Origin of the sequence: Alteromonas sp. MTD1 (genome assembly GCF_042848195.1) — a bacterium.
Classification (GTDB): Bacteria; Pseudomonadota; Gammaproteobacteria; order Enterobacterales; family Alteromonadaceae; genus Alteromonas.
The window spans coordinates 366,758-389,463 of the sequence record NZ_BTGG01000001.1 but is presented as its reverse complement, the minus strand read 5'-3'; the positions used below and the strand labels follow the sequence as shown (position 1 = coordinate 389,463).

22 protein-coding genes are annotated in these 22,706 nt (G+C 41.4%); 17 read left to right on the top strand and 5 right to left on the bottom strand.

Annotation, left to right across the window (positions count from 1 at the left end; all coding sequences use genetic code 11):
• The first annotated feature begins 3 nt into the window (after positions 1–3).
• Positions 4–1,761: a DUF3466 family protein gene (locus ACGHAV_RS01735; RefSeq protein ID WP_390375575.1), complete on the top strand. Its 1,758-nt coding sequence runs from the start codon at positions 4–6 to the stop codon at positions 1,759–1,761.
• A gap of 292 nt (positions 1,762–2,053) precedes the next feature.
• Positions 2,054–2,230: a ribosome modulation factor gene (rmf, locus tag ACGHAV_RS01730; RefSeq protein ID WP_015067275.1), complete on the top strand. Its 177-nt coding sequence runs from the start codon at positions 2,054–2,056 to the stop codon at positions 2,228–2,230.
• Between the two features lie 80 nt (positions 2,231–2,310).
• Here the strand turns inward: rmf and fabA are convergent, their stop codons facing one another.
• Positions 2,311–2,829, bottom strand: a complete 519-nt coding sequence (fabA, locus tag ACGHAV_RS01725) for a 3-hydroxyacyl-[acyl-carrier-protein] dehydratase FabA (RefSeq protein WP_390375570.1) — start codon at positions 2,827–2,829, stop codon at positions 2,311–2,313.
• A gap of 133 nt (positions 2,830–2,962) precedes the next feature.
• On the opposite strand from fabA, the gene ACGHAV_RS01720 reads away from it, so the two are divergent.
• Positions 2,963–3,250: a hypothetical protein gene (locus ACGHAV_RS01720; RefSeq protein ID WP_390375568.1), complete on the top strand. Its 288-nt coding sequence runs from the start codon at positions 2,963–2,965 to the stop codon at positions 3,248–3,250.
• Between the two features lie 55 nt (positions 3,251–3,305).
• On the opposite strand, the gene ACGHAV_RS01715 is transcribed toward ACGHAV_RS01720, so the two are convergent.
• Positions 3,306–4,916 (bottom strand): deoxyribodipyrimidine photo-lyase/cryptochrome family protein, encoded by a 1,611-nt coding sequence (locus ACGHAV_RS01715; RefSeq protein ID WP_390375565.1) that lies wholly within the window; start codon positions 4,914–4,916, stop codon positions 3,306–3,308.
• A 12-nt stretch (positions 4,917–4,928) separates the two neighbouring features.
• Positions 4,929–6,236, bottom strand: coding sequence for a DASH family cryptochrome (locus ACGHAV_RS01710; RefSeq protein WP_390375562.1), 1,308 nt, complete (start codon positions 6,234–6,236; stop codon positions 4,929–4,931).
• 110 nt (positions 6,237–6,346) lie between these two features.
• Between ACGHAV_RS01710 and ACGHAV_RS01705 the strand changes: the two genes are divergently transcribed.
• From ACGHAV_RS01705 to ACGHAV_RS01675, 7 genes are all read left to right on the top strand, one after another.
• The gene (locus ACGHAV_RS01705; RefSeq protein ID WP_390375559.1) at positions 6,347–7,777 is read left to right on the top strand and encodes a cryptochrome/photolyase family protein; all 1,431 of its coding nucleotides are present in this window, start codon (positions 6,347–6,349) and stop codon (positions 7,775–7,777) included.
• Between the two features lie 3 nt (positions 7,778–7,780).
• Positions 7,781–9,319: a cryptochrome/photolyase family protein gene (locus ACGHAV_RS01700; protein ID WP_390375556.1), complete on the top strand. Its 1,539-nt coding sequence runs from the start codon at positions 7,781–7,783 to the stop codon at positions 9,317–9,319.
• A complete protein-coding gene (locus tag ACGHAV_RS01695; RefSeq protein WP_390375553.1) occupies positions 9,306–9,443 on the top strand; it encodes a DUF2256 domain-containing protein in 138 nt (45 codons plus the stop codon). The genes ACGHAV_RS01700 and ACGHAV_RS01695 overlap by 14 nt, the downstream gene beginning before the upstream one ends.
• A gap of 161 nt (positions 9,444–9,604) precedes the next feature.
• Positions 9,605–10,612, top strand: coding sequence for a putative oxygenase MesX (locus tag ACGHAV_RS01690; RefSeq protein ID WP_390375550.1), 1,008 nt, complete (start codon positions 9,605–9,607; stop codon positions 10,610–10,612).
• 36 nt (positions 10,613–10,648) lie between these two features.
• On the top strand, positions 10,649–11,680 hold the full coding sequence (locus ACGHAV_RS01685; RefSeq protein ID WP_390375547.1) for a methionine synthase: 1,032 nt from the start codon (positions 10,649–10,651) through the stop codon (positions 11,678–11,680).
• A 71-nt stretch (positions 11,681–11,751) separates the two neighbouring features.
• On the top strand, positions 11,752–13,089 hold the full coding sequence (locus ACGHAV_RS01680; protein ID WP_390375544.1) for a DUF2254 domain-containing protein: 1,338 nt from the start codon (positions 11,752–11,754) through the stop codon (positions 13,087–13,089).
• A 1,496-nt stretch (positions 13,090–14,585) separates the two neighbouring features.
• Positions 14,586–15,749, top strand: a complete 1,164-nt coding sequence (locus ACGHAV_RS01675) for a tyrosine-type recombinase/integrase (protein ID WP_390375542.1) — start codon at positions 14,586–14,588, stop codon at positions 15,747–15,749.
• A gap of 57 nt (positions 15,750–15,806) precedes the next feature.
• Here ACGHAV_RS01675 and ACGHAV_RS01670 read toward each other — a convergent pair whose 3' ends face one another.
• Positions 15,807–16,166, bottom strand: coding sequence for a diacylglycerol kinase (locus tag ACGHAV_RS01670; protein WP_334015839.1), 360 nt, complete (start codon positions 16,164–16,166; stop codon positions 15,807–15,809).
• Positions 16,167–16,301: 135 nt separating this feature from the next.
• Between ACGHAV_RS01670 and ACGHAV_RS01665 the strand changes: the two genes are divergently transcribed.
• From ACGHAV_RS01665 to bfr (ACGHAV_RS01650), 4 genes are all read left to right on the top strand, one after another.
• Positions 16,302–16,772 (top strand): c-type cytochrome, encoded by a 471-nt coding sequence (locus ACGHAV_RS01665; RefSeq protein ID WP_390375538.1) that lies wholly within the window; start codon positions 16,302–16,304, stop codon positions 16,770–16,772.
• A 253-nt stretch (positions 16,773–17,025) separates the two neighbouring features.
• Entirely contained in the window at positions 17,026–18,615 is a 1,590-nt protein-coding gene (locus ACGHAV_RS01660; RefSeq protein WP_390375535.1) for a cation:proton antiporter, read from the top strand.
• Between the two features lie 139 nt (positions 18,616–18,754).
• A complete protein-coding gene (bfr, locus tag ACGHAV_RS01655; RefSeq protein ID WP_390375532.1) occupies positions 18,755–19,231 on the top strand; it encodes a bacterioferritin in 477 nt (158 codons plus the stop codon).
• On the top strand, positions 19,231–19,698 hold the full coding sequence (gene bfr, locus ACGHAV_RS01650) for a bacterioferritin (RefSeq protein WP_014979359.1): 468 nt from the start codon (positions 19,231–19,233) through the stop codon (positions 19,696–19,698). Before bfr (ACGHAV_RS01655) ends, bfr (ACGHAV_RS01650) begins: the two co-directional genes overlap by 1 nt.
• An 82-nt stretch (positions 19,699–19,780) precedes the next feature.
• On the opposite strand, the gene ACGHAV_RS01645 is transcribed toward bfr (ACGHAV_RS01650), so the two are convergent.
• Positions 19,781–20,182 carry a hypothetical protein gene (locus ACGHAV_RS01645; protein WP_390375529.1) on the bottom strand — a complete coding sequence of 134 codons (402 nt, stop codon included), beginning with the start codon at positions 20,180–20,182 and terminating at the stop codon, positions 19,781–19,783.
• Between the two features lie 306 nt (positions 20,183–20,488).
• Between ACGHAV_RS01645 and ccoN the strand changes: the two genes are divergently transcribed.
• From ccoN to ACGHAV_RS01630, 3 genes are read left to right on the top strand one after another with little or no spacing between them, the layout of a single operon-like run.
• Positions 20,489–21,922 (top strand): cytochrome-c oxidase, cbb3-type subunit I, encoded by a 1,434-nt coding sequence (gene ccoN / locus ACGHAV_RS01640; RefSeq protein ID WP_334015844.1) that lies wholly within the window; start codon positions 20,489–20,491, stop codon positions 21,920–21,922.
• 15 nt (positions 21,923–21,937) lie between these two features.
• Positions 21,938–22,543 (top strand): cytochrome-c oxidase, cbb3-type subunit II, encoded by a 606-nt coding sequence (ccoO, locus tag ACGHAV_RS01635; protein WP_334015845.1) that lies wholly within the window; start codon positions 21,938–21,940, stop codon positions 22,541–22,543.
• Position 22,544: 1 nt separating this feature from the next.
• Positions 22,545–22,706 (top strand): cbb3-type cytochrome c oxidase subunit 3, encoded by a 162-nt coding sequence (locus ACGHAV_RS01630; RefSeq protein ID WP_334015846.1) that lies wholly within the window; start codon positions 22,545–22,547, stop codon positions 22,704–22,706.

Genomic DNA, 22,706 nt, shown 5'->3' with positions numbered 1-22,706 from the left:
TTAATGAAACGAACTCAGCTTGCCGCCGCCGTTCTGTTGGCAACAGGTAGTGTTTCGGCGTTTGCCGCGACCTATTCAGTAACACCTCTTCCGTTACAGGATACCGCTAGAAATAACTTTGGCCGTTCAATTGATGATGCAGGTCAAATGCTTTCGGTTGTTCAATTGGAATACAACCCGCCTATAGATGTTGAGCAGCTTGAAAACGACACAACGTTTTTTGCGGATATAGGTGAAAACCTAGAGAACGAAGATGATGTAAGAAACGGTATATTTAGTGACGTCGATTACACTGCGATTGTAAACTTTTTACTTTCTTCTCCAAACCGAATCACTGGTCAAAAAATCGCTGAGTTCCGCACGTTTAAGGCAGATACACAAGACGCATCTGTAGTACCGGGCCTTGACCAGGTATCAGAAGAGTTTGGTGAATTCACTCGTTCAGTAGAATCAATTGGTCGCGACAGTTTAAACGGTAATTTTGTTGTTGGTGATTCAACGGGTTTCGTTGTTTTAGACCCTTACGAAAATGAAAACGGCGACACGGTAAATTATACCTACCCTGAATCAGGACAGCAGGCGTTTGTTCAGGTGTCTGGTGAAACCAAAATCTTGCCACCTGTAGACGATACTGCAACTGGATTTGCTTCTGCGCGTGCCATCAATTCAAATTTACAAGTTGCTGGTTTTAGTACGGTATCGTTTCAAGATGACGTACCTAATGCCGTAGAGTCTTGCGGTGTTGAAGAAGAACGTGGTGATGTACCATTCGGGCGTTGTTTATTTACCGTTTATAATGGCGACTTCGCAGTTCCACGCATATCGCAAGCGTTTGCAAATACAAGCACGAATTTTCTTCCTGGCTATGTGCTTTTATCAGAAATAAATGCAACTGTTTGGCAACTAGATGCTACTGGCGACGTGATCAGTACTGAAACATACCCACTGTTATTCGAGCCTGAAGAAGAACAAACTGGGCACTTCTATACTTATGCGTATGATATAAATAACCAAGGCATTGCGGTTGGTGAAGGGCTTACGGGCGATGCGGTAAGAGTTGCAAGACCAAATGCGCAAGCCCTTTTAGAAAGTGAACGTGTAGCCACAGTATTTAGAGACGGTGAAACCGTAGAGCTTCTACCTCGTGATGAGAACCTGTTAAGCCAAGCCATTAGCATTAACGACAATAACTGGGTAACAGGTGCAGTGCTGCGTGAAACCAGTGGTGTAGCGCGTTCGCGTTTGTTTGCTTACAACTTAGATACGCAAGAGCAACGCTACCCAGATGGATTTTTTAGAAGTGCAGGCGTAACTGCTAACGCTATTAACAACAACAATATTGTTGTTGGTTTGGCTGATATTGATGCAACAAGTGATACTCAGCGCGAAACCGCAGCGTTTATGTATAACATCGATACTGAAGAGTTCCTTGATTTAAATGCACTTGTATCATGTGACAACACGTTCGAGTTGCTAGAAGCTGTCGATATTAACGATAACAACGAAATAATCGCTAATGCGCGCATCAGAACCACCAGTAAGTACGTAACAGGTAACGACATCATCAACGATGCGGGAGAAACTGAAGAAGTTAACACTATCGTAGCTGTGAAACTTTCTCCAATTCCTAACGGTGAAGTTGAAGAATGTGAAGTCCCTGAAGATGAATTGCCCTACGAGCGACAGGGTGCCTCTACGGGTTGGTATGCGCTACTAGGCATGTTTGGTGCAATGCTCTTTAGAAGACGCATTAAAAAGTAGAAACCCGCTACCCAACAAATAAAAAGCTGCATGCCCGTGCAGCTTTTTTTATGCCTAAACTTAGTAAAAATTGAAACATTTATGCATAAAAAATGTAACATTAATTTCATCGAAACTTCATTTATTTAAAGATTGTCAAGCTTTTTAATTCAAAATTTCTCTTGAACCAATTCAGCAATTGCACTATCAAAGAAAGGTACGCAATAACTTTTCCGGCACTATCGGCAAAAAAGATGTAGAGCGCTCGAGAAAATTATTTGTTGTACATTCAACAAACGAAAGAGGCTAATCAATGAAAAGACAAAAAAGAGATAAACTGACACGCGCACATGCTAAAGGCTATCAAGCTGGTATCAGCGGTCGTGCTAAGGAAAATTGTCCATTTCAGCAAAACGATGCACGTTCACAGTGGTTAGGTGGGTGGCGTGAGGCAGTAGAAGATAGGCACTTAGGTTTAAGTGTTAAATAATACTTTCTCTTTTAGAACTGATTATGCAAAAGGAAAAGCCCCTGAAAAGGGGCTTTTTTCATTGTTTCACACGTCTACAATTAAAAGTTTGAAGTGTCTTGGAATAAACCTACTTTTAGATCTTTAGCCACGTATATTTCTCTGCCGTCAACCTCAACGATGCCATCGGCCATGCCCATAAATAATTTTCGTTTAATTACGCGCTTCATGGTGATTTTGTACGTAACTTTCTTGGCAGTTGGAAGAATTTGACCAGTGAATTTCACTTCACCCACACCTAACGCTCTACCTTTGCCCGGACCTCCGCTCCAACCTAAGAAGAAGCCGACGAGTTGCCACATTGCGTCAAGGCCCAAGCAACCAGGCATTACTGGATCGCCGGGGAAGTGGCAATCAAAAAACCACAAATCAGGGGTTATATCTAACTCGGCAACAATTTCACCCTTACCGTGTTCACCACCGTCTTCGGTAATTGAAACCACGCGGTCCATCATTAACATGTTTGGTGCAGGTAACTGACTGTTCCCAGGACCAAACATTTCACCGCGGCTACACGCAAGTAAATCGTCTCTACTAAAACTATTTTTCTTCTCTGACATTCCCAACTCATTGTTGTATGTTAAACCTCGATGTTAATTTAGCGAACAGTTGTAAGCTAAACAACTCTGAACAGTCATTTTTCTGAAGAAAAACGCGTGTTAAACTAAAGTAATTCAAAAATGTGTGAAAACGATGACAGAAAAAACGGAAAACAAGCGCGCAGTCAAAAGCGTTGCAGAAAAAGCAAAAGCCAATGCTGATAAGCAAAAGCGGTTTAGGGAGCGTCAGAAAGAAGCTGGTAAAAAGCTGGTTCGCGGCTATGTCTCGCCAGAGGCGAAAGCCTGTTATGACGAAATAAGAGACAAAACCGGTTGGACTGACAGTGAAGCCATGTCTAACGCCATGCGCCTTATGTATGCGGCGTACAAGTGCGGACAAATCAAGCTGTTAAATGAATGGCTGAGAAAAAACAATCGCTAGGTAAGTAGCACGGGCATCGAAATTAAATATAAACGAATTAAATACCTGCCTGTAATTAGCCTGTTTTCTTCTTAAGCCATCCACGACTAGGACTGCTTTGCATTGTATGGCGTTTTATTATTCGCTTTGCTTCAGCAATAACGTCATCGCGGTCTCGGTAATCCCACAGTCGTTTTGCTGTTAGCTTACTGTTTGCCGCAATATCAACTATTGGCACAAAATAATCCCGCTCTAAATCAAAGTCTAGCATCATCGCTTCAAGGGGCGGCAGTGTATGCGGTGCGTGAACTGCATCGTCTGGAAGGTGCGCAAGTTCCGGCACCCACTTCTTTATAAATGTACCATTAGGATCTAGCTTCATTGACTGCGTTTGAGGGTTGTATAACCTAACCGTATGGATGCCAGTTACGCTTGCCTGCATCTGAATTTGCGGATAATGAATGCCGGGTTCAAAATCTAAAAACTGAGACGCCAAATAATGTGCAGCGCGAAGCCAGTGTACATTTAAATGATGACATAAAAAGCTGGTAACCATAGCGCGCATTCTGAAGTTTATATAACCCGTTTCTGCCAAAGCTCGCATGCATGCATCAACAAGCGGGTAGCCAGTTTTGCCTTTTTTCCAGTGGTAAAAACGCCTGGTAGCTTCAGGTCCATCAATAAATGGAAACCGAGAGTACGCTTCGTTCATTGCTCGCCATTCAATACTGTGTTCGCTTTCAAATTTTTGAATGAAATGACAGTGCCAATGAAGACGCGACGTAAGCGCCGATATAGCGCGCAACCACTGTGTTTTATCTTTACCGTTTTCGCGCTTAATAGTCGCTCGCTGTTTCTGTACTAAATGATATACCTGTTTAATCGACATATTGCCCCATGCTAGGTAAGGGCTAAGTCTAGTACAGGCCTGCCTTGCTGCGTGTGGTTTAGATATGTGTTTATGGTAGTGTTTGCCGCGTTCTTCAAAAAAGTGCTTTAGGGTATGCCACGCTCTGCGCTCACCACCAATTTGCATTGCAGGTTTTTTAATTAACTGTTTTGTAGGCTGTTCATCTGATGAGCGCTGGCTAGCTTCAATATTTGAAAGCTTAGTACTCCAATCATACTCAATAGCCACCGCTTCAAATGTAGACGCGCGTTTATTTAATGGCGTATTTTTCCAATTTACCCAATTTGCATCAGTAATAGGAATATCAAAGGTAGGAGCATTAAAGTGCGCTTCCCAATTGTTCTGCCAATGTCGACGAGAAGGAAGCCCTCTAAGCACGGCGCCGTGTTGGGCTTCTTCAAACACTATGCCTTTGTCTGCCAAATATTGTTTAACAGCCATATCTCGCTTGTATGTAACAAGTAGGCCTATTTCTTCATAACTTCTTATTGCACTAATAGAATACTGCTGCTCAATAGCGTTTAAAGCATCAAGCACTTCACAGTGAAGCTGCAGTATTTCTATATCTGTTGGTAGTTGGTTATTGATATCGTTTAAGCTTTCACCGACGAAGCGCCAATGGCGTTCGTCCATGTGAGGGTCTTCAATTACCGAGGGCTCCCAACAGTAAAGCAAAACAATGCGTTCATTGTTGTTATATGCGGTAAAAAGTGGTTCGTGATCACGAAGCCTAAGGTCTCGCTTTAACCAAATAACAGTAATGCTTTCTTTTTGCATAGGTGTATCGCGCTACAACCACTTATCTCGAAATTTACCTTTAGGGTCGTAGGTATCAGTCTGCTTTTGCAAATTGAACTGACGGTGACCTCTAGGGTCGCTACCAACACCAGCTAAATACAACCAATTTCCCCAATTGCTACCTACATCATAGTCTATCAATTGGTGCTCAAACCATGCTGCGCCATAGCGCCAATCCTGCTTAAGCTCGTGTACGAAACAACTTGCTACCAGCTGACGACCGCGGTTTGACATATAGCCAGTTTCGCGAAGTTGACGCATACATGCATCTACAATAGGGTAGCCGGTTTCACCATTACACCATTTAGTAAACGTACGTTGGTCGTGACGTGTGTTTGGTAAACGCTGCTGAATACCGTCAAATTTAAACCACTTCGCCCCGTACTTGCGTTGCAGCCAATGAAAGAACTCACGCCACAATAGTTCAAAATAAATCCAATAGGTGGAATCGTTCTTTTCAACGGTTTCCTCAAACTTATACACTTGCTGCATAACTTCACGAGGGGAAATATTTCCATGTGCCAACCAAGGAGAAAGCTTAGTGCTGTGACGCCATGTGTCTAACGCATTTCGTGTTTCCTTGTACGTTGCTGCGCTGCGCCATGAAAATAGATACGTATCAAGATGTGTGAGTGCAGCAGTTTCACCACCCACAAAACCGTCTTCTTTCGGTGTAGGCAGTGTACCTTTTAATTCGTAAATGAATTCTTCCGGTATCATCGGAGCAAAGTGTGGCTTAAGCTCAGTGTAAGTTGCGGCAGGGCTTTGCGGCTCAAGAAACTTTTCTACTTTGCGCCTAAACGGACTGAACACATCTGGCATGTCGTTTATTGAAAATGGAACGTCTTCTTCGTTAAACAACGTAAGGGCATCTTCTTCAATAAATGTAATATTAGGGTGGGCGTTTTTAACGGCGTTTACTTCGGCTATTTCGTCATAGCCTGCATGCTTGTTTACGGCCACGTGGGTAAAGTCATTATTTGCCAGTAGCGTTGTTAAACATTTAATGGTATCACCCTTAAGTACAACTAATTCTTGCCCTGAATCAGCTAGGCGCAATTTTAAATCATGCAAAGACTCAACAATAAACTGATGACGGTGCTCACCGGTTTTCTTAAAACCGAATGGCGTTGAAACATAATGTTTATCATTAAGTACGTAGACAAACGTGATTTCATCCACGCTGTCACAAAGCACGTTTATTGCACGTTGATCATGCAGGCGAAGGTCGTGTCTAAACCAGAATAGACCGCGGCTGTTGCTAATCTTGTCTGCCTGTTTAACCGTTTGTTTTGTCATAGTGTTTGCCAGATAACTTTTATTATAATTTCGTAATCCCGATCACGCGTTAATGCGTATTACACCGATACGTAAAGAATTAATAATTAGTGCAATTTTAAGGTAATAAAGTGACCGTACCCGTAAGCATAATGTGGTTCAGACAAGATCTGCGCGTTAAAGATAACCCTGCGCTTAATGCAGCGTGTGATATGGGCAAAATTATCCCAATTTACATTTATGATGATCAAGCACCCGACGGTCGAAAGTTAGGCGGAGCAAGTAAATGGTGGCTGCATCATTCACTTACATCATTGAATGAGCGTTTAAATGGCCATTTACAAATACTCAAAGGTGATCCAAAAGAAATTCTTCCTGCTTTAATGGAAGCGACAGGCGCAAAGTCTATTTTTTGGAATCGCTGCTACGAGCCATGGCAAATAAACCGCGACAAACACATTAAAAAGTCGCTGGTTCAGGAAGGTTTTGAAGCAACTAGCTGCAATGGCAGCCTGTTGTGGGAACCCATGAAGGTATTGAAAAAAGACGGAACGCCGTATCGCGTATTCACACCGTATTACCGCAAAGGCTGTCTACAAGTAGATGAGCCTCGTTACCCTAAGGCGCCGCCAGCACGCATAACCTATGCTGACGATATGTCGCAGTGTGACTCTATTGAGCTAGACGACTTGGCACTATTGCCCACCATTTCTTGGGATACCACTATTAGCGAAATGTGGAAGCCCGGAGAAGAAGGCGCTGCTGATAACTTGGCAACATTTATAGAAAATGCTGCTCGCAATTATAAAGAAGACAGAGATATACCGTCTGTTAAGGGCACATCGCGTCTATCGCCACATTTACACTTTGGCGAAGTGTCGCCTAATCAAGTGTGGTATGCCATAAAAGACAAGTTTGGTAATACTAAAGATAAAAGTATTGATACCTATTTAAGTGAACTTGGCTGGCGAGAATTCAGCTATTACTTGCTGTACCATTTTCCAACGCTACCGAATAAAAACTTTAACGATAAGTTTGATAAGTTCCCATGGCGCACCGACGCGAAGGCACTTAAAGCATGGCAACGCGGCAACACGGGTATTCCTATTGTTGATGCAGGCATGCGCGAGTTATGGCAAACGGGATATATGCACAATCGCGTTCGAATGATTGTGGGTTCATTTTTAGTGAAGAATTTGTTGCTCAGCTGGCATGAAGGTGAACGCTGGTTTTGGGACACTCTGTTAGATGCAGATTTGGCCAGTAATAGTGCTAGTTGGCAGTGGGTAGCTGGCTCGGGTGCAGATGCGTCGCCGTACTTCAGAATTTTCAATCCTATTCTACAGGGCGAAAAATTCGATAAGAAAGGCAACTATGTACGTAAATTTTGTCCAGAGCTTAAAAACCTTCCTGATAAGTACATCCACAAGCCGTGGGAAACCCCAGGTGTTATAGCTAAAGATGCTGGATTGGAGCTTGGTAAAACCTATCCCCAGCCAATTGTTGACCTTAAAAAATCAAGGCAACGAGCGTTAGACGCGTTTCAAGAGATAAAAGAGTAGGGTATGGCTGCACTTATTTTAGTTCTTGGCGATCAGTTAACCGCAACGCTACCAGCCATTTCTGACGCTAATAAATCGACAGACACGATATTAATGGCGGAAGTGCGTGAGGAAGCAACTTACGTAAAGCACCATAAGAAGAAAATTGCGTTTCTATTTAGTGCCATGCGCCATTTTGCCAAATCACTTCGCGACGATGGTTACCGCGTTGACTATATAAAATACGACGATGTAGATAACGCCGGTAGCCTATTTGATGAAGTAAAACGTGCCCTTGAAACAGGGCGCTTTGATGAGGTTGTATGCACAATGCCAGGTGAGCATCGCCTCCTTAAAAGCATGCAGCAGTGGCAAAGTGTGTTAAATACGCCTGTTTCGATAAAAGAAGACAATCGCTTTTTGTCGACTCCTGACGAGTTTAGTGAGTGGGCTAATGGTAAAAAACAGCTTCGAATGGAATTCTTTTACCGAGAAATGCGCCGCAAGCATAATGTGCTGATGGACGGGAAAAACCCTATTGGTGGTAAATGGAATTACGATGCTCAAAACCGTGAGTCTATGGATGCTACGCATCAAGTGCCTAAACACAGTAGTTTTGAAACCGATGAAATAACGAAGGAAGTGTTAGCGCTTGTTGAGGAAAACTTCAGCGATCACTTTGGTGAACTTGATGGTTTCTACTTTGCGGTAACTCGGGAAAATGCGCTTAAGGTTCTTGATACCTTTATCGATGAGCGACTCGAAAACTTTGGTCAGTATCAAGATGCTATGGTTGAAGGGAAGCCTTGGATGTATCACTCGCACATTGGCTTTTACTTAAACTGCGGGTTATTAACGCCTAAAGAGGCGATAGAAGCAGCAGAGCAGGCGTATCATGCCGGACAAGTACCGCTTAATTCTGCAGAAGGTTTTATTCGACAAATATTGGGCTGGCGTGAATACGTTAGAGGCTTTTACTGGCACTTTATGCCTAACTTAAAAACCGACAACTATTTCAATAATACACGCTCGCTTCCTTCGTTTTTCTGGGATGCGCAAACCAATATGAACTGTATGCGCCAGTGTATTAAGGAAACTCAGCAAAATGCCTATGCACACCACATACAGCGTTTAATGGTAATTGGTAACTTTAGCTTGTTAACAGAACTTAGCCCTGAAGAAGTACAGGCGTGGTATTTACTTGTGTATGCCGACGCTTATGAGTGGGTAGAGTTACCAAATGTAGCTGGCATGATCCTTTATAGCGATGGCGGTAACTTAGCCAGTAAACCCTATGTTGCTAGCGGTAGCTACATCAACAAGATGAGTAATTACTGCAAAAACTGCGGCTATCAAGTATCGAAAAAAACAGGGCCTAAAGCGTGTCCGTTTAACTACTTGTATTGGCATTTCATTGATAAGCAGCGAGATAAACTGAGTAATAATCACCGTATGGCGATGATCTACAAAACCTACGGCCGCATGAAAGAAGAAAACATTGATGCGATGAAACAGGATGCAGCCGCATTTTTAACTAAGCTGTCGAAAAATGAAGAAGTCTAATTTGCCGACAAAAGTCTGTCCGGTTTGCGACCGCCCGTTTACCTGGCGTAAAAAGTGGGAGCGTGACTGGGAGAACGTTAAGTACTGCTCGAAACGTTGTGCATCTAATAAAAATAATACCTAGCTTACGTTGATGTTAATCAGTGGCATGACACCTGTTGTGCCACTTAGCGTTGAACTTAGTAAAACCATGAATCCCACTCATAGTTTGATGAATTTATACCATTTATTTTCATAACCAAAGTTGCGTATAACTGATGCCATTGTCACTAATGAGTAACTGTTATGCACCAAGACATCTCGTTTAAGATTACACGGACTGCGTTTAACGAACACTATTGTGTTGCTCCAAATACACGAATCACTACCAATTTTGCTAATTTAGCGCGTGGTCCATACAAGGAAGAAAACATTCGAAATACCCTTGATATGATAAGTAACCGCTGTAATTCACTTGCGCACTGGGATAATTCAAATAAAAACCGTTACTCGGTAACGTTAGAGATTGTCAGTGTATTTATTAATAGCGGATTAGATTGCAGCCTTGACTCCCTAGGCGAAAACGATGACGGACTGCCAAACATTGAAATGCTACAAACTAAAATTGTAGATGCAGACACGGGTGATGTTATAGACGGTATTGTTGGGAATAATTTCTCGTCATACGTCAGGGATTACGATTTTAGTGTTGTTTTAAAACGCTTTAATGAAGGAAAAGAGACCTTCCAAGTTCCATCGAACTTTGGGGACTTTCACGGCACGCTGTTTAAACACTTTGTTGAATCATCGGCATATAAAGCTGAATTTTGTAAGACGCCGGTAATTTGTTTATCGGTTTCAGATAATAAAACGTACACCCGAATAAATAATTCACATCCCATATTGGGGGCTGAATATGCGCCCTGCGGTACTTCACTAACGGAGCAATACTTTGCAAAAATGGGGTTACGTATTCGGTACTTTATGCCAAACAATAGTGCAGCACCATTAGCATTCTACTTTTATGGTGACTTGTTAAACGATTACTCAAACATAGAGTTGATTGCCACAATTAGCACCATGGAGACCTTCCAGAAAATCTACCGTCCAGAGATTTATAACGCGAACTCTAGCGCTGGTACGTGCTTTAAACCAAGCCTTTTTAATAAAGATTACTCCTATACACATGTTAAATACGACCGAGAAGAGCGCGCTTCATTGGCCGTAGAGCAAGGCAAGTATATTGAGACCATGTTTATTAAGCCCTATAAGGCAATGCTTGAACAAACACTTACCCATCAAAATAATTACTAACGCTAATTTCTAACGAGAAAAATATAAGGCCCCTTAATGAATACGCTGATTCCTACTTGTATAGCGGGTAGCTTACCTAAACCTATTTGGCTGGCAGAACCGGAAACCTTATGGTCGCCGTGGAAGTTAGCTAACAAAGCCCTAGAACAAGGCAAGCAAGATGCCTTGAAATTGGCGCTTCACGATCAAAAAAACGCTGGTTTAGACATCATTTGTGACGGTGAACAAACAAGGCAACATTTTGTAACTACCTTTATTGAACAATTGAACGGTGTTGATTGTGAAAACAAGAAAACAATGAGAATTCGAAATCGCTATGATGCACAAGTGCCCGTGATTGTAGGCCCAATTAGCCTTTCACATTTTGTTTTTGAAAAAGATGCATTGTTTTTACGTAGTCAAACAGATGCCCCCATAAAGTGGGCGCTTCCAGGGCCACTCACTATGGTCGATACACTTTGTGACGAATACTATGGTTGTAAAAAGACGCTAGCAAACGAATTCGCAAAAATATTAAACAAAGAAGCCAGAGCACTCGAAGCTGCTGGCGTAGATGTTATTCAGTTTGACGAGCCTGCATTTAACGTTTTTCCAGATGAGGTAAACGAATGGGGCGTTGACGCGCTAGAAACCGCCATAGATGGATTAACCTGTAAAACGGCAGTTCATATTTGCTACGGCTACGGTATTAAGGCAAATAATGATTGGAAAAAATCATTAGGCACTCAATGGAGACAGTACGAATTAATCTTTCCGAAAATTAAAGCCTCTAACATAAGTGCGGTTTCGCTAGAGTGCCATAATTCCCACGTGCCCTTGTCGCTTATTTCTCTACTAGAAGGAAAAGAGATAATGGTAGGTGCAATAGATGTGGCGAACGACTCTATTGAATCGCCAGAAGAGGTTGCAGAAACACTAAGACAAGCACTAGCGTATGTGGCACCTGACAAACTCATAGCATGCACTAACTGCGGAATGGCACCAATGGCAGCCGACGTCGCACGTAAAAAACTTGCTGCTTTAACCGCGGGTGTACGCATTATTAGAGACGAGCTACATGCTACTTAAACAACTAGCAACATAAACAAAAAACGAGCATCGACCGTAGTAACCTTACCTTAAATGGAAAGAGTTATAGAATGGAAACGCCAATTACTGTCGATAAATTTCGTTTTTTACTGTATCGACTTAAAGAAAAGCTATGGATTAAACCACTTTTGCTCTGTGTGCTGTCTATTGCCTGTGTGTTTGCAGCCAAGGCTGCTGATAGCTTTATAGATTCGAAACACATACCCAATATTAACGCTAAATCGGTTGAAACACTTTTATCGATAATGGCGTCAACCATGATGGTTATCGCAACATTTTCAGCTGGCACTATGGTTAATGCCTATAGCTCTGCAGGCCATTCAACTACACCGAGAAGTTTAAGTCTGATCATCTCAGACGACGTGTCTCAGTATGCGCTATCAGTATTTGTTGGCGCATTCATCTACAGTGCGGTTGCTATTACAGCAATGCATCTCGCATTTTTTGATACTGCTGGCGTTTTTATTCTTTTTTGTCTTACATGCACGGTTTTTATCGTAGTTATATTAACCTTTATCAGATGGGTAGACAGCGTGGCGCGCTTAGGGCGTGTAGAGTCAACAGTGCTGAAAGTAGAACAAGCGACAAAACGCGCAATTGAACATCGCATTAATACGCCATACCTAGGCGCAATACCACAGCACGATGCAGCAGTGCAGGGCAGTCATGCCATTTATACCGACGAAGTAGGGTACATACAACTTGTCGACATCGCTAGACTCCAACAGCTATGTGAAAAAGAAGACTTATTCATTAACTTGAATATGTTACCTGGTGAGTTTGTAACACCAGAAAAGCCTGTTGGTTTCGCTACGGAAGCCGGTTTTGATAAGGAAATATTGTGCGCTATTAGCATTAATCCTATGCGTTCGTTCGAGGCAGACCCAAGATATGGGTTTATCGTTTTAGCAGAAATAGCGTCTAGAGCCTTGTCGCCCGCTGTAAATGACCACGGCACAGCCATTAAAATTATCACAAGCATTACCAGGCTATTGTTACTTTGGCATTCGACAAAACGTGTAAATAAAACTGATAGCCAAAATAATAGCCATAAGTTAAACAGTGCAACTGATTTTACAAATGAAAAGATGATTAAAAACAGTCACGAGCCTAAATATAATCGTGTGTCTGTACCTGAATTATTAATTAATGACATTTTTGATGACGCATTTACTAGTATTTCAAGAGACAGTAATAACAATATTGAAGTGGCAATAAGAATTCAAAAGTCTTTAATAACGCTATCTAAATGCTTTGAACATGTTAATAGAGATTTTTACAGGGCCGCGGTTAAGTTTCAAAAAGAAACATTTGATAGATGCTTTGAAAACTTAAATTTCGAGAAAGATAAAGAAAGGCTTAATTTAGTTTTCGAACAATCAAAGTAAATATAAAAACAAAACTTTAATAAAAGTTTTCAATTAACCAATACTTATAGTTGATAGAGATATTAATCAATTATTTTCAGTAATAAGAATTCTGAGTTAAGTCATGAACTCAATTTAACTCCTTAAAGTATTCTCAAATGCCAAAGAGCATCTTGATAACACCATTTCTCTATATTTAGCAGTTCGAGCGCTACGTAAAATCTGAATCGTTTTGCGAGGTCTAATACGTCAGATTTTACGTAGCGCGACATTTGAAAACTCCACTTAAAAATACTTTTTGGAAATATCGCAGCGATAATAAAGCTCAACTAGTCATAGAGATTGACTAAGTTAGTGCTGTAGTAAACTTGAGCGCAAGTTTTTTCACGCACTGTGCTGAGCCAACAAAAGGCGCTAGAGGCAAAATAGTCTGTAAGCAATCACAGTCAACAAGGTAAGCAAAAAGGCTGACATCTGCGCCCTAATATCACCAATACATAATTACTCATAATGTATATTATGTTAAATTAGATATGGGAAATGACTGGATAAGTGATGTGGTAACCACGATAGCACCCCGTTCTCCTGCTCTTATTAATAATGTTGTAGATTGTTAACGTAGTTCGTAAACACCACGTAAGCTTTTAAAGCGTGTCTGTATAGATGTTTAATGAAATTGAAAAGCCACCATGAAGGCATTGAGAGATTATGTGAGCACAAAACTCTTAAGTGTTGTAAGTGTTATTTATAAATTTATAAGCAGGCCTCTAAAAGTATTTTATACAAGATGCCCGTAACATTAAGTGATTGTTTCAAGCTAATTAGCAAAACGTTATTTGCTTTCAATTTCAGACTGAAATCTCTATCTTATTGCTTCATGGTCATAGTTTTGACCCATCCAGATATATAAAGAAGTACGATTAAGCGTTTTGCAATTAATATGAGGCTTTTAGGCATACGTTATTTTAAAGAGTGACTTTAAATCGAGATTGCTTACTTTCCCTTAAATGGAAGCTAATTAATTTAGCTCCAATAAAAATACGAATGTAAGTGGCTTAAAAGCCTCACCTTATAGATAGCAGTGTCTGTCGCAAATACGATGAATTTAATGATGTGAGATGCAATTACTGGTGGTTTTCAATGGGCTATGTAGGCTAAAAGAAGCGTAAATCTTATTATTTTATTTCGCGCTTCTACGTAAAATCTAGTGGGTAATGCCTGGTATTCTTTGTCAGATTTCACGTAGCGCACGATTTTCGAAACGCAAAAATATACGCCGTTTTTGGAATAAATTGGCATATAACGCTTATTGGTCGACATTACTCAAAATACATGTATTAATATACAGTAACTTCTGTCTAGGGTATTATTGGAAGGATAACGAACCTGTAGTCACCAGTTCTTGAGTTTACTGATGTTTTCAGTAAGTCATGCAAGCCTGTCGGCCAAAGTTCACGCATGATAATTACAGTTATCATGCGTGAATTGGTTAAATATACAGTAACTTATAGATTTAAATGGATTCGTTCCACTCAGTTAACGTAATGCCAAATAACACTAAAGTATCTCTCATTTACCAGCCCGGTGCTATAGAATCCGCTTCTATGAATGCAAATGTAACAACAACTCATCAGCAGACTGATGAAGAGTTTCTATCACTTAATACAGCTAAGGAACGCACCAACACATATTACAAAGACATATTCTCTAAACTGCCAAAGAACACACAGCGTGCATATTTAAGTGACTATAACGAATTTGGATTGTTTTGTGCGCAATATGGCTATCAGGGTTTTACTAACGACTTTGCGTCAAACGAGCAATGTATCAAGCATTATGTAGAAGTACTATGCCAATCTCCCCTAGCCTATCGCACTATTAAGCGTCGATTGTCAGCGTTAAGCAAATATCTTGGTATAGCGAGTTTACCGAACCCGATTATCCGCTCGGCTTATCTGCGAGACTTCATACGACTATCGCTGGTAGAAAATAAAAAATACAGTATCTCAAGTCATCAAGCGGTTCCATTAACCATTGAAATGCTAGACAGTATTAACAATGCGGTTATCCCAGACTCGCTATTGGAATTACGCGACCTTGCAATCATCAACATTATGTTTGATGCATTGCTGAGGGCGGATGAAGTGGTTCGAGTTTGCCTTGAACATCTGTCTAGGCGTAATAATACATTATTAGTCGTCTCGTCAAAAAGCGACCAAGCAGGCCAAGGACAATACCGTTTTGTATCTGACAGCACACTGTCGATGATTCAAGAGTTTATTGATGAAGCCAATTTAACCCCGTCTTCTAAACAACCAAGGGCTATTGATGATCCTCGCCGTATATCGAAAGGCATTTTGTTTCGTCGTGTGTCGAATCATAAAAACGCATTATTGCCCTTTGACGAATCTGTATCTGAATATTCTGCTAACGTTTTAGATTATTCTAGTATTTATCGAATATGGAAACGCATTGCTTTACGTGCAGGAATTTCTGAGAACATAACGCCGCATAGTGGCAGAGTTGGTGGTGCAGTATCGCTGGCCGAAGATGGAGCAACGTTGCCTGAACTTCAATTAGCTGGAGGCTGGAACTCGCCAGAAATGCCAGGCCACTATACCAAGCAAGCCAATGTAAAACGCGGTGGAATGGCTAAACTTTCACAAAGACACAAACGTTAAAGCGCGATTTGTAACGCATGCAGTTATGCGTAACTTCAATAGTTACTTATCGCATAACTAGAATAGTAAAATCGTTAGCCAAGTAACTGTTGCTAATACTAAACTTACGAAAACGGCTGCAGAGCCGATGTCTTTTGCTCTCCCAATTAAAACGTGTATGTCAGTAGATACGTGGTCGCAAAGTTTTTCAACTGCAGTGTTTAGTAACTCTGTAATTAATACTATAAACAACGTCATAATAAGTAGTATTCGTTCTACATTACTTACTTCAAGCCATAGCGCTAGTGGAATTAGTACAAGCATTGCAAAAAACTCTTGTCTTATCGCAGCCTCACTTTTAAATGCAGCGCGTAGTCCATTCAATGAATAATGAGTGGCGTATAAAATGCGTAGCAATCCTGTGCGTTTCTCTATCATTTGTTGTTTTGCCTTTCCCATATTTGTGAAAACAAGTGCATACAAGTTTGAAATTACCTATTTTGAAAATAGTAACTTGCCGTTACAGCGATATGACGATTAAATTAATTTGTATGTTTTTGTGTGGGAATTGAAATGAAAAACTGCATTGTTCTGTTATTGGTATTCTTTGTGTTTTCCTGTGACGTTGAAACTTCGTCATCGAAAGGCTTCAGTTTGCCAACGGGCAACACTGAAAATGGCAAAGCGGTTTTTCATAAATATAGATGTACAGACTGTCACTATATTGAAGGTGAAAAACTAAACGCTACCAACAACTATCTAACGGTTAAACCCATTATGTTAGGAGGTACGGAAGGAAACGTAAAAACATATGGCGAGTTAGTAACGAGCATTATTAACCCCTCGCATAAAATAGCACCACGTTACCCCGCTAGCTTTACAAGTAACGAAGGTGTATCTCAGATGCGAGTTATAAACGACGAACTCACTGTTGCAGAACTTATCGACCTAGTAGCCTATTTGCAAGCGCAGTATAGGGTAGAACCCTACAGAACCAGCGATTATCGTCTTTATAAATTGAGAGCAAGAAACGAGAAGAGTTAATCATATCATGTTGTTTTATATATGATTAGCACTTTAATCTTCGTTGTTTTCACATATGCTAAAGGGTTATGTGTAACCAACGTTCGCGGTAAGTATGTTCAACAAATCGCTAATAACGCACCTTTTGGCGCTATTCTCTATGTCCAATATCGTCTGTAGCGTGCTAATCTTCTAACATAATCAATAGTCTGCCCTGTACTACTTTATTTTTCACCCGCGTAGTTAATAGGGCTCATGCAATAAAAGGTTTTACATGGAGTATGCATTTCTTCTTTTCGCATTTGTTTGTGGATTAACAGTAAAGATAATTGGCATCCCGCCCCTTGTTGGTTATTTGATAGCAGGGTTTCTGCTAAATCTTTTTGGCTACAAATTAACCGATGACCTTACTGAAATAGCAAACTTGGGTATCACCATTATGCTATTCACTATTGGTTTAAAACTAAATATAAGAGATTTGAGTAAACGTGAAGTTTGGGCTGGAAGCGTTTCACATACGCTTATTTGGGTAGGCGTTATTACATGTGCTGTTTATGGTGTTGCTGCTATAGCTTCACAATACGTTGAAGGTCTTACTTGGGAAACCGCTGCGCTTATCGCCTTTGCCTTAAGCTTCAGCAGCACAGTGTGTGTTGTAAAGGTGTTGGAAGAAAGTGGTGAAAGTAAAACTCGTCACGGTCGTCTAGCTATTGGCATACTGGTAATGCAAGACGTGTTCGCGGTAGTGTTTTTGGTCGCAGCTACTGGAAAATTGCCTTCAGTTTGGGCGTTGGGTCTGCTTGGGCTTGTTCCTGCTATGCCGCTTATCAGCAAGATGATTAACAAATCTGGGCATGGCGAACTTCTTCCTCTTACAGGGTTTATTTTAGCGCTTGGCGGGTATCACCTATTTGAGTTGGTAAATGTAAAGGGCGATTTAGGTGCACTAATTTTCGGAATGATGTTGGCACAACATGAAAAAGCTTCTGAACTTGCAAAGTCCCTTTTGAGTTTTAAAGACCTATTCCTTATTGGTTTTTTCTTAACAATAGGGCTGACCGCCCTTCCCAACTTCACAATGATATTACTCTCAGTCGTCTTCTGTATTTTTATTCCAATAAAGGCCGCGCTATTTTTTGGTCTTTTTACGTCGCTTCGACTTCGTGGCAGGACCGCTTATTTAAGCAGCCTTGTTTTATCTAACTATAGCGAGTTTGGTCTAATCGTTGGTGCGCTTGCCGTTTCACTGGGGTTACTCGCGGACTCTTGGTTAGTGGTAATTGCACTTTCAGTGTCTATCTCTTTTGTTATAACCAGTGTTTTATATAGAACGTCTCATGCGCAATATCATCGTTACAACGATATCATTAAACGTTATGAAAAATCGGTACGTCTAAAAGAAGATGTTTACCCTACTCTACAAAATGCGGAGTTTTTAGTGCTTGGGATGGGCCGTGTTGGTAGAGGTGCTTTTAACGCGCTTTCTAATTTAAGTGACGTTAACGTTTGGGGTATGGATGCCGATCGTACAAAAGTAAAAGAACTCGCGTCTGAAGGCTTTAACGTTATCTGCGGAGACGGAGAGGATGTAGATTTATGGGAAAACCTAGATATAGACAATGTGCAAATGGTATTACTGGCGCTACCATCTATCCAAGACTCGGTGAATATTACGCGTCAACTCAAAAACGCGGGTTATAAAGGCAAGGTTGCCGCAATTGCTCGTTATGAAGATGAGGTGTCTTATTTATATGAAAATCATGTAGATAAAGTGTTCAATTTCTTTACCGAAGCTGGTTTAGGTTTTGCTGAAGAGAGTCTAGCCTATGCGCAGTCTCAAGAATTACATCAACAGCAAGCATAAGAGAAATGCAGTTCTAAATGCGAACAATGGTTGAATTGAGATTCGTTATCGTTTGTAAATGTATGTTTTATAAAGAATTTTTGACTTTTTGCGTGAGTGGGGCTACACTTCGCTGAAATACTAGAAAAGGGTTTTCACTATGCAAGGTGACAAACAAGTAATTGCAAAGTTAAACGAAGTACTAACATGTGAACTTACTTCGATAAATCAATACTTTCTGCATGCTCGTATGTTTAAAAATTGGGGCTTCTCTGAGTTAAACGAGAAAAACTACAAGAAGTCAATTAAAGACATGAAGCAAGCTGATGATTTGATTGAGCGCATTTTATTTCTAGAAGGGTTACCTAACCTACAAGCACTAGGCAAGCTTTACATCGGTGAAGACACGGTAGAGATGCTCGCTTGCGATGCTCGATTTGAAAAAGAGCAGCTACCACTTCTTCGCGAAGCCATTGCATTGTGTGAAGAAAAACAAGACTACGTGTCGAGAGATTTACTTGAGAATATTCTTGAGTACGAAGAAGAGCACTTAGACTGGATAGAAACGCAAGAATATCAAATTGACGCGATGGGTATTGAGAACTACCTGCAAGCACAAGTTATGGGAGACGACTAATGAAAGGCAATCAAGCTATCATTAATGGGTTGAACGAGCTACTTTCATATGAACTAGCAGCAATGGATCAGTATTTTATCCATTCACAAATGTACCTCGATTGGGGTCTCAACAAACTCTATGAGCGTATTGACCATGAATTTGATGACGAGCGCGGTCATGCCACCAAGCTTATTGAGCGTATGCTGTTCTTAGAGGGTACGCCTGATATGACAAAGCGCACTGGCTTTAAAGTAGGCAAAGACGTGCCTGAAATGCTTGAAAGCGATTTACGCGTTGAGTATGAGGTTGATGCAAAACTTCGTGAAGTTATTGCGCTGTGCGAAACAGAAAAAGACTATGTTACTCGCGATATGCTAATTGTCTTGTTAGACGATACAGAGATGGACCACGCTCACTGGCTTGAGCAACAATTGGGTCTTATCAAGCGTTTAGGGTTACAAAATTACCTTCAATCGCAAATGTAATAGTAATGATGTTGAGAAAAGGACCAGCGCTTTAGCTGGTCTTTTTTTATGTGTAATTTGTGTGCCTAACGCTATCAATGCTTTATTGTTGGGTAACGAAATAAAGATAAGCAGGTGATTCCTCTGAAGCAATGTTTAGCCGTAGCTGCCAGCGCATAACAGGTTCACTGCAACTTCCTAGCATAAACCAACCTGACCATTTACCCTGCGGCCCCTGCTCGAGTAGCACTGGAATTTTTCCCATATACATATTAACACCCTCTATCCAGGCACTTTCCACTACATGATTTGGCGGAATTGAAAATGTGACAGTGACCGACTCTTCAGCAACGGGCTTGTCAGAAAAGTGAGCAATGGCTATGTCATTACCGATTAAGAATTCGCAAGTTTCATTGACAAACGTGCAGCTATTACCTATTCCATTACTTACATTTGTCTCGTCAAACGCAGTTTGCTGAAATTTATGTGCAAGAAAAACGCACACTGTTACAACCACAATTGCTAACAGTGGAAGCTGAGAATGTAAAAATTTTGATCGTTTACTGTTATGGTTAATTAGCATTTCTTAAATTTTATGTATTTCTTCATTGACGGAGATCAAGCTTAAGTAGTTTATGGTATCTTTTTGTAACTAAAAACTTTATCATCCGCGTACCAACTGGCTTGGAGACAATAATTATTACTCTTTCCGGGCTCGGTGTGAAGCGTAATCTCTTGCTGATACACGTCTCGACCGCACTATTTTGGCAGTTGGATACCATAGTTCATTTGAAGTGGAAGATTCATTAAAATGAGTGAAATAAGCCAAGCACAACCTAACTACAATTATAAAGTGGTTAGGCAATTTACCATCATGACCATAGTCTGGGGTATCATTGGTATGGGCCTAGGGGTATTTATTGCTGCGCAATTATTTGCACCTATGCTTAACTTTGACACACCATGGCTAACATTTTCACGTTTGCGTCCGTTGCACACTAATGCCGTAATTTTTGCCTTCGGCGGCTGTGCGCTATTTGCAACGTCGTACTACATCGTTCAGCGTACCTGCCAGGTAAGACTGTTCAGTGACAAACTTGCCGCGTTTACCTTCTGGGGCTGGCAGGCCGTTATTGTTTTAGCTGTAATCACCCTTCCAATGGGTTTAACAAGCTCTAAAGAATACGCTGAATTAGAGTGGCCAATTGATATTCTTTTGGCACTGGTCTGGATCGCTTATATCATCAATTTCTTCGGAACCCTCGTTATCCGTAAGGTTTCGCACATCTATGTTGCGAACTGGTTCTTGGGCGCGTTTATGCTTACCGTTGCAGTTCTGCACATTGGTAACAGCATGGCTATTCCGGTATCTTTCACTAAGTCGTATTCATTGTATGCAGGCGCCGTAGACGCCATGATGCAGTGGTGGTATGGCCACAATGCGGTAGGTTTCTTCTTAACTGCAGGCTTCTTAGGCATGATGTACTACTTTGTACCTAAGCAAGCTGGTCGCCCAGTTTACTCTTACAGACTGTCTATTGTTCACTTCTGGGCACTTATCTCTCTGTATATTTGGGCTGGTCCTCACCACCTTCACTACACTGCCCTACCTGACTGGACTCAGTCACTTGGTATGGTGATGTCTATTATCTTATTCGTTCCATCTTGGGGCGGTATGATTAACGGTATTATGACGCTATCAGGTGCGTGGCATAAGCTTCGTACAGACCCTGTATTGCGCTTCCTTATTGTTTCATTGTCTTTCTATGGTATGTCTACCTTTGAAGGTCCAATGATGGCAATTAAAACCGTTAACGCACTATCTCACTACACAGACTGGACCATCGGTCACGTTCACTCTGGTGCACTAGGTTGGGTTGCAATGGTATCAATCGGGTCGATTTACCACCTAATCCCAATTCTGTTCGGTCAGCCGGCTATGTACAGCACTAGATTGGTTAACGTGCACTTCTGGTTTGCAACCATTGGCGTTGTGCTTTACATCGTTGCAATGTGGATGTCTGGTGTACTTCAAGGTCTAATGTGGCGCGCAGTTAACGCTGACGGTACGCTTACTTACAGCTTTGTAGAGTCACTGGAAGCGTCTAAACCGTTCTACGTAGTTCGTTTCATTGGTGGTTGTTTCGTTGTGGCTGGTATGCTTGTAATGGCATACAACACATGGAAGACCGTTCGTGCCCCTAAAGGTAGTATCGCTGCAGAGCCAGCGACTCAGCCAGCGTAGTTAAGGAGCAGAATAATGAAAAATGCACACGAGTTAATTGAAAAAAATGTCGGCCTACTTACCGTTCTTATCCTAGTAGCGATAAGCTTCGGCGCCATGGTTCAAATTACGCCGTTGATGTTTCAACAGCAAACGATGGAACCTGTAACTGGCCTACGTCCATACACTGCACTTGAGCTGGAAGGTCGTGACATCTACATCCGTGAAGGTTGCGTTGGTTGTCACAGCCAAATGATCCGTCCATTCCGCGCAGAAACTGAGCGTTATGGTCACTACAGCGTTGCTGGCGAATCAGTATGGGAGCACCCTTTCCTATGGGGTTCTAAGCGTACTGGTCCTGACCTAGCACGTGTTGGTGGTCGTTACAGTGACGAGTGGCACCGTGTTCACCTGCTAAATCCTCGTAACGTAGTACCTGAGTCGAACATGCCAGGTTTCCCTTGGCTTGCGGAAAACACGCTTAACGGCGAGTTAACAGGCGAAAAAATGGAAGTATTCCGTGGATTCGGCGTTCCGTACACCGACGAAGATATCGCGGGCGCGAAAGCCGCAGTACAGGGTAAAACAGAAATGCAAGCCCTTATTGCTTACCTTCAATCTCTTGGCACACATTTGAAATAATATGGACCAAGGAATAGTAGGCAGCATTTTTACTGTCATCGTCTTTGTTAGCTTCATCGGTATTGTGTGGTGGGCGTTTAGCAGCCGTAACAAGAAAAAATTCGATGAAGCTGCAAACCTAGTGTTTGCAGACGAAGAAAAAGAAAAATCAAAAGAAGATTAG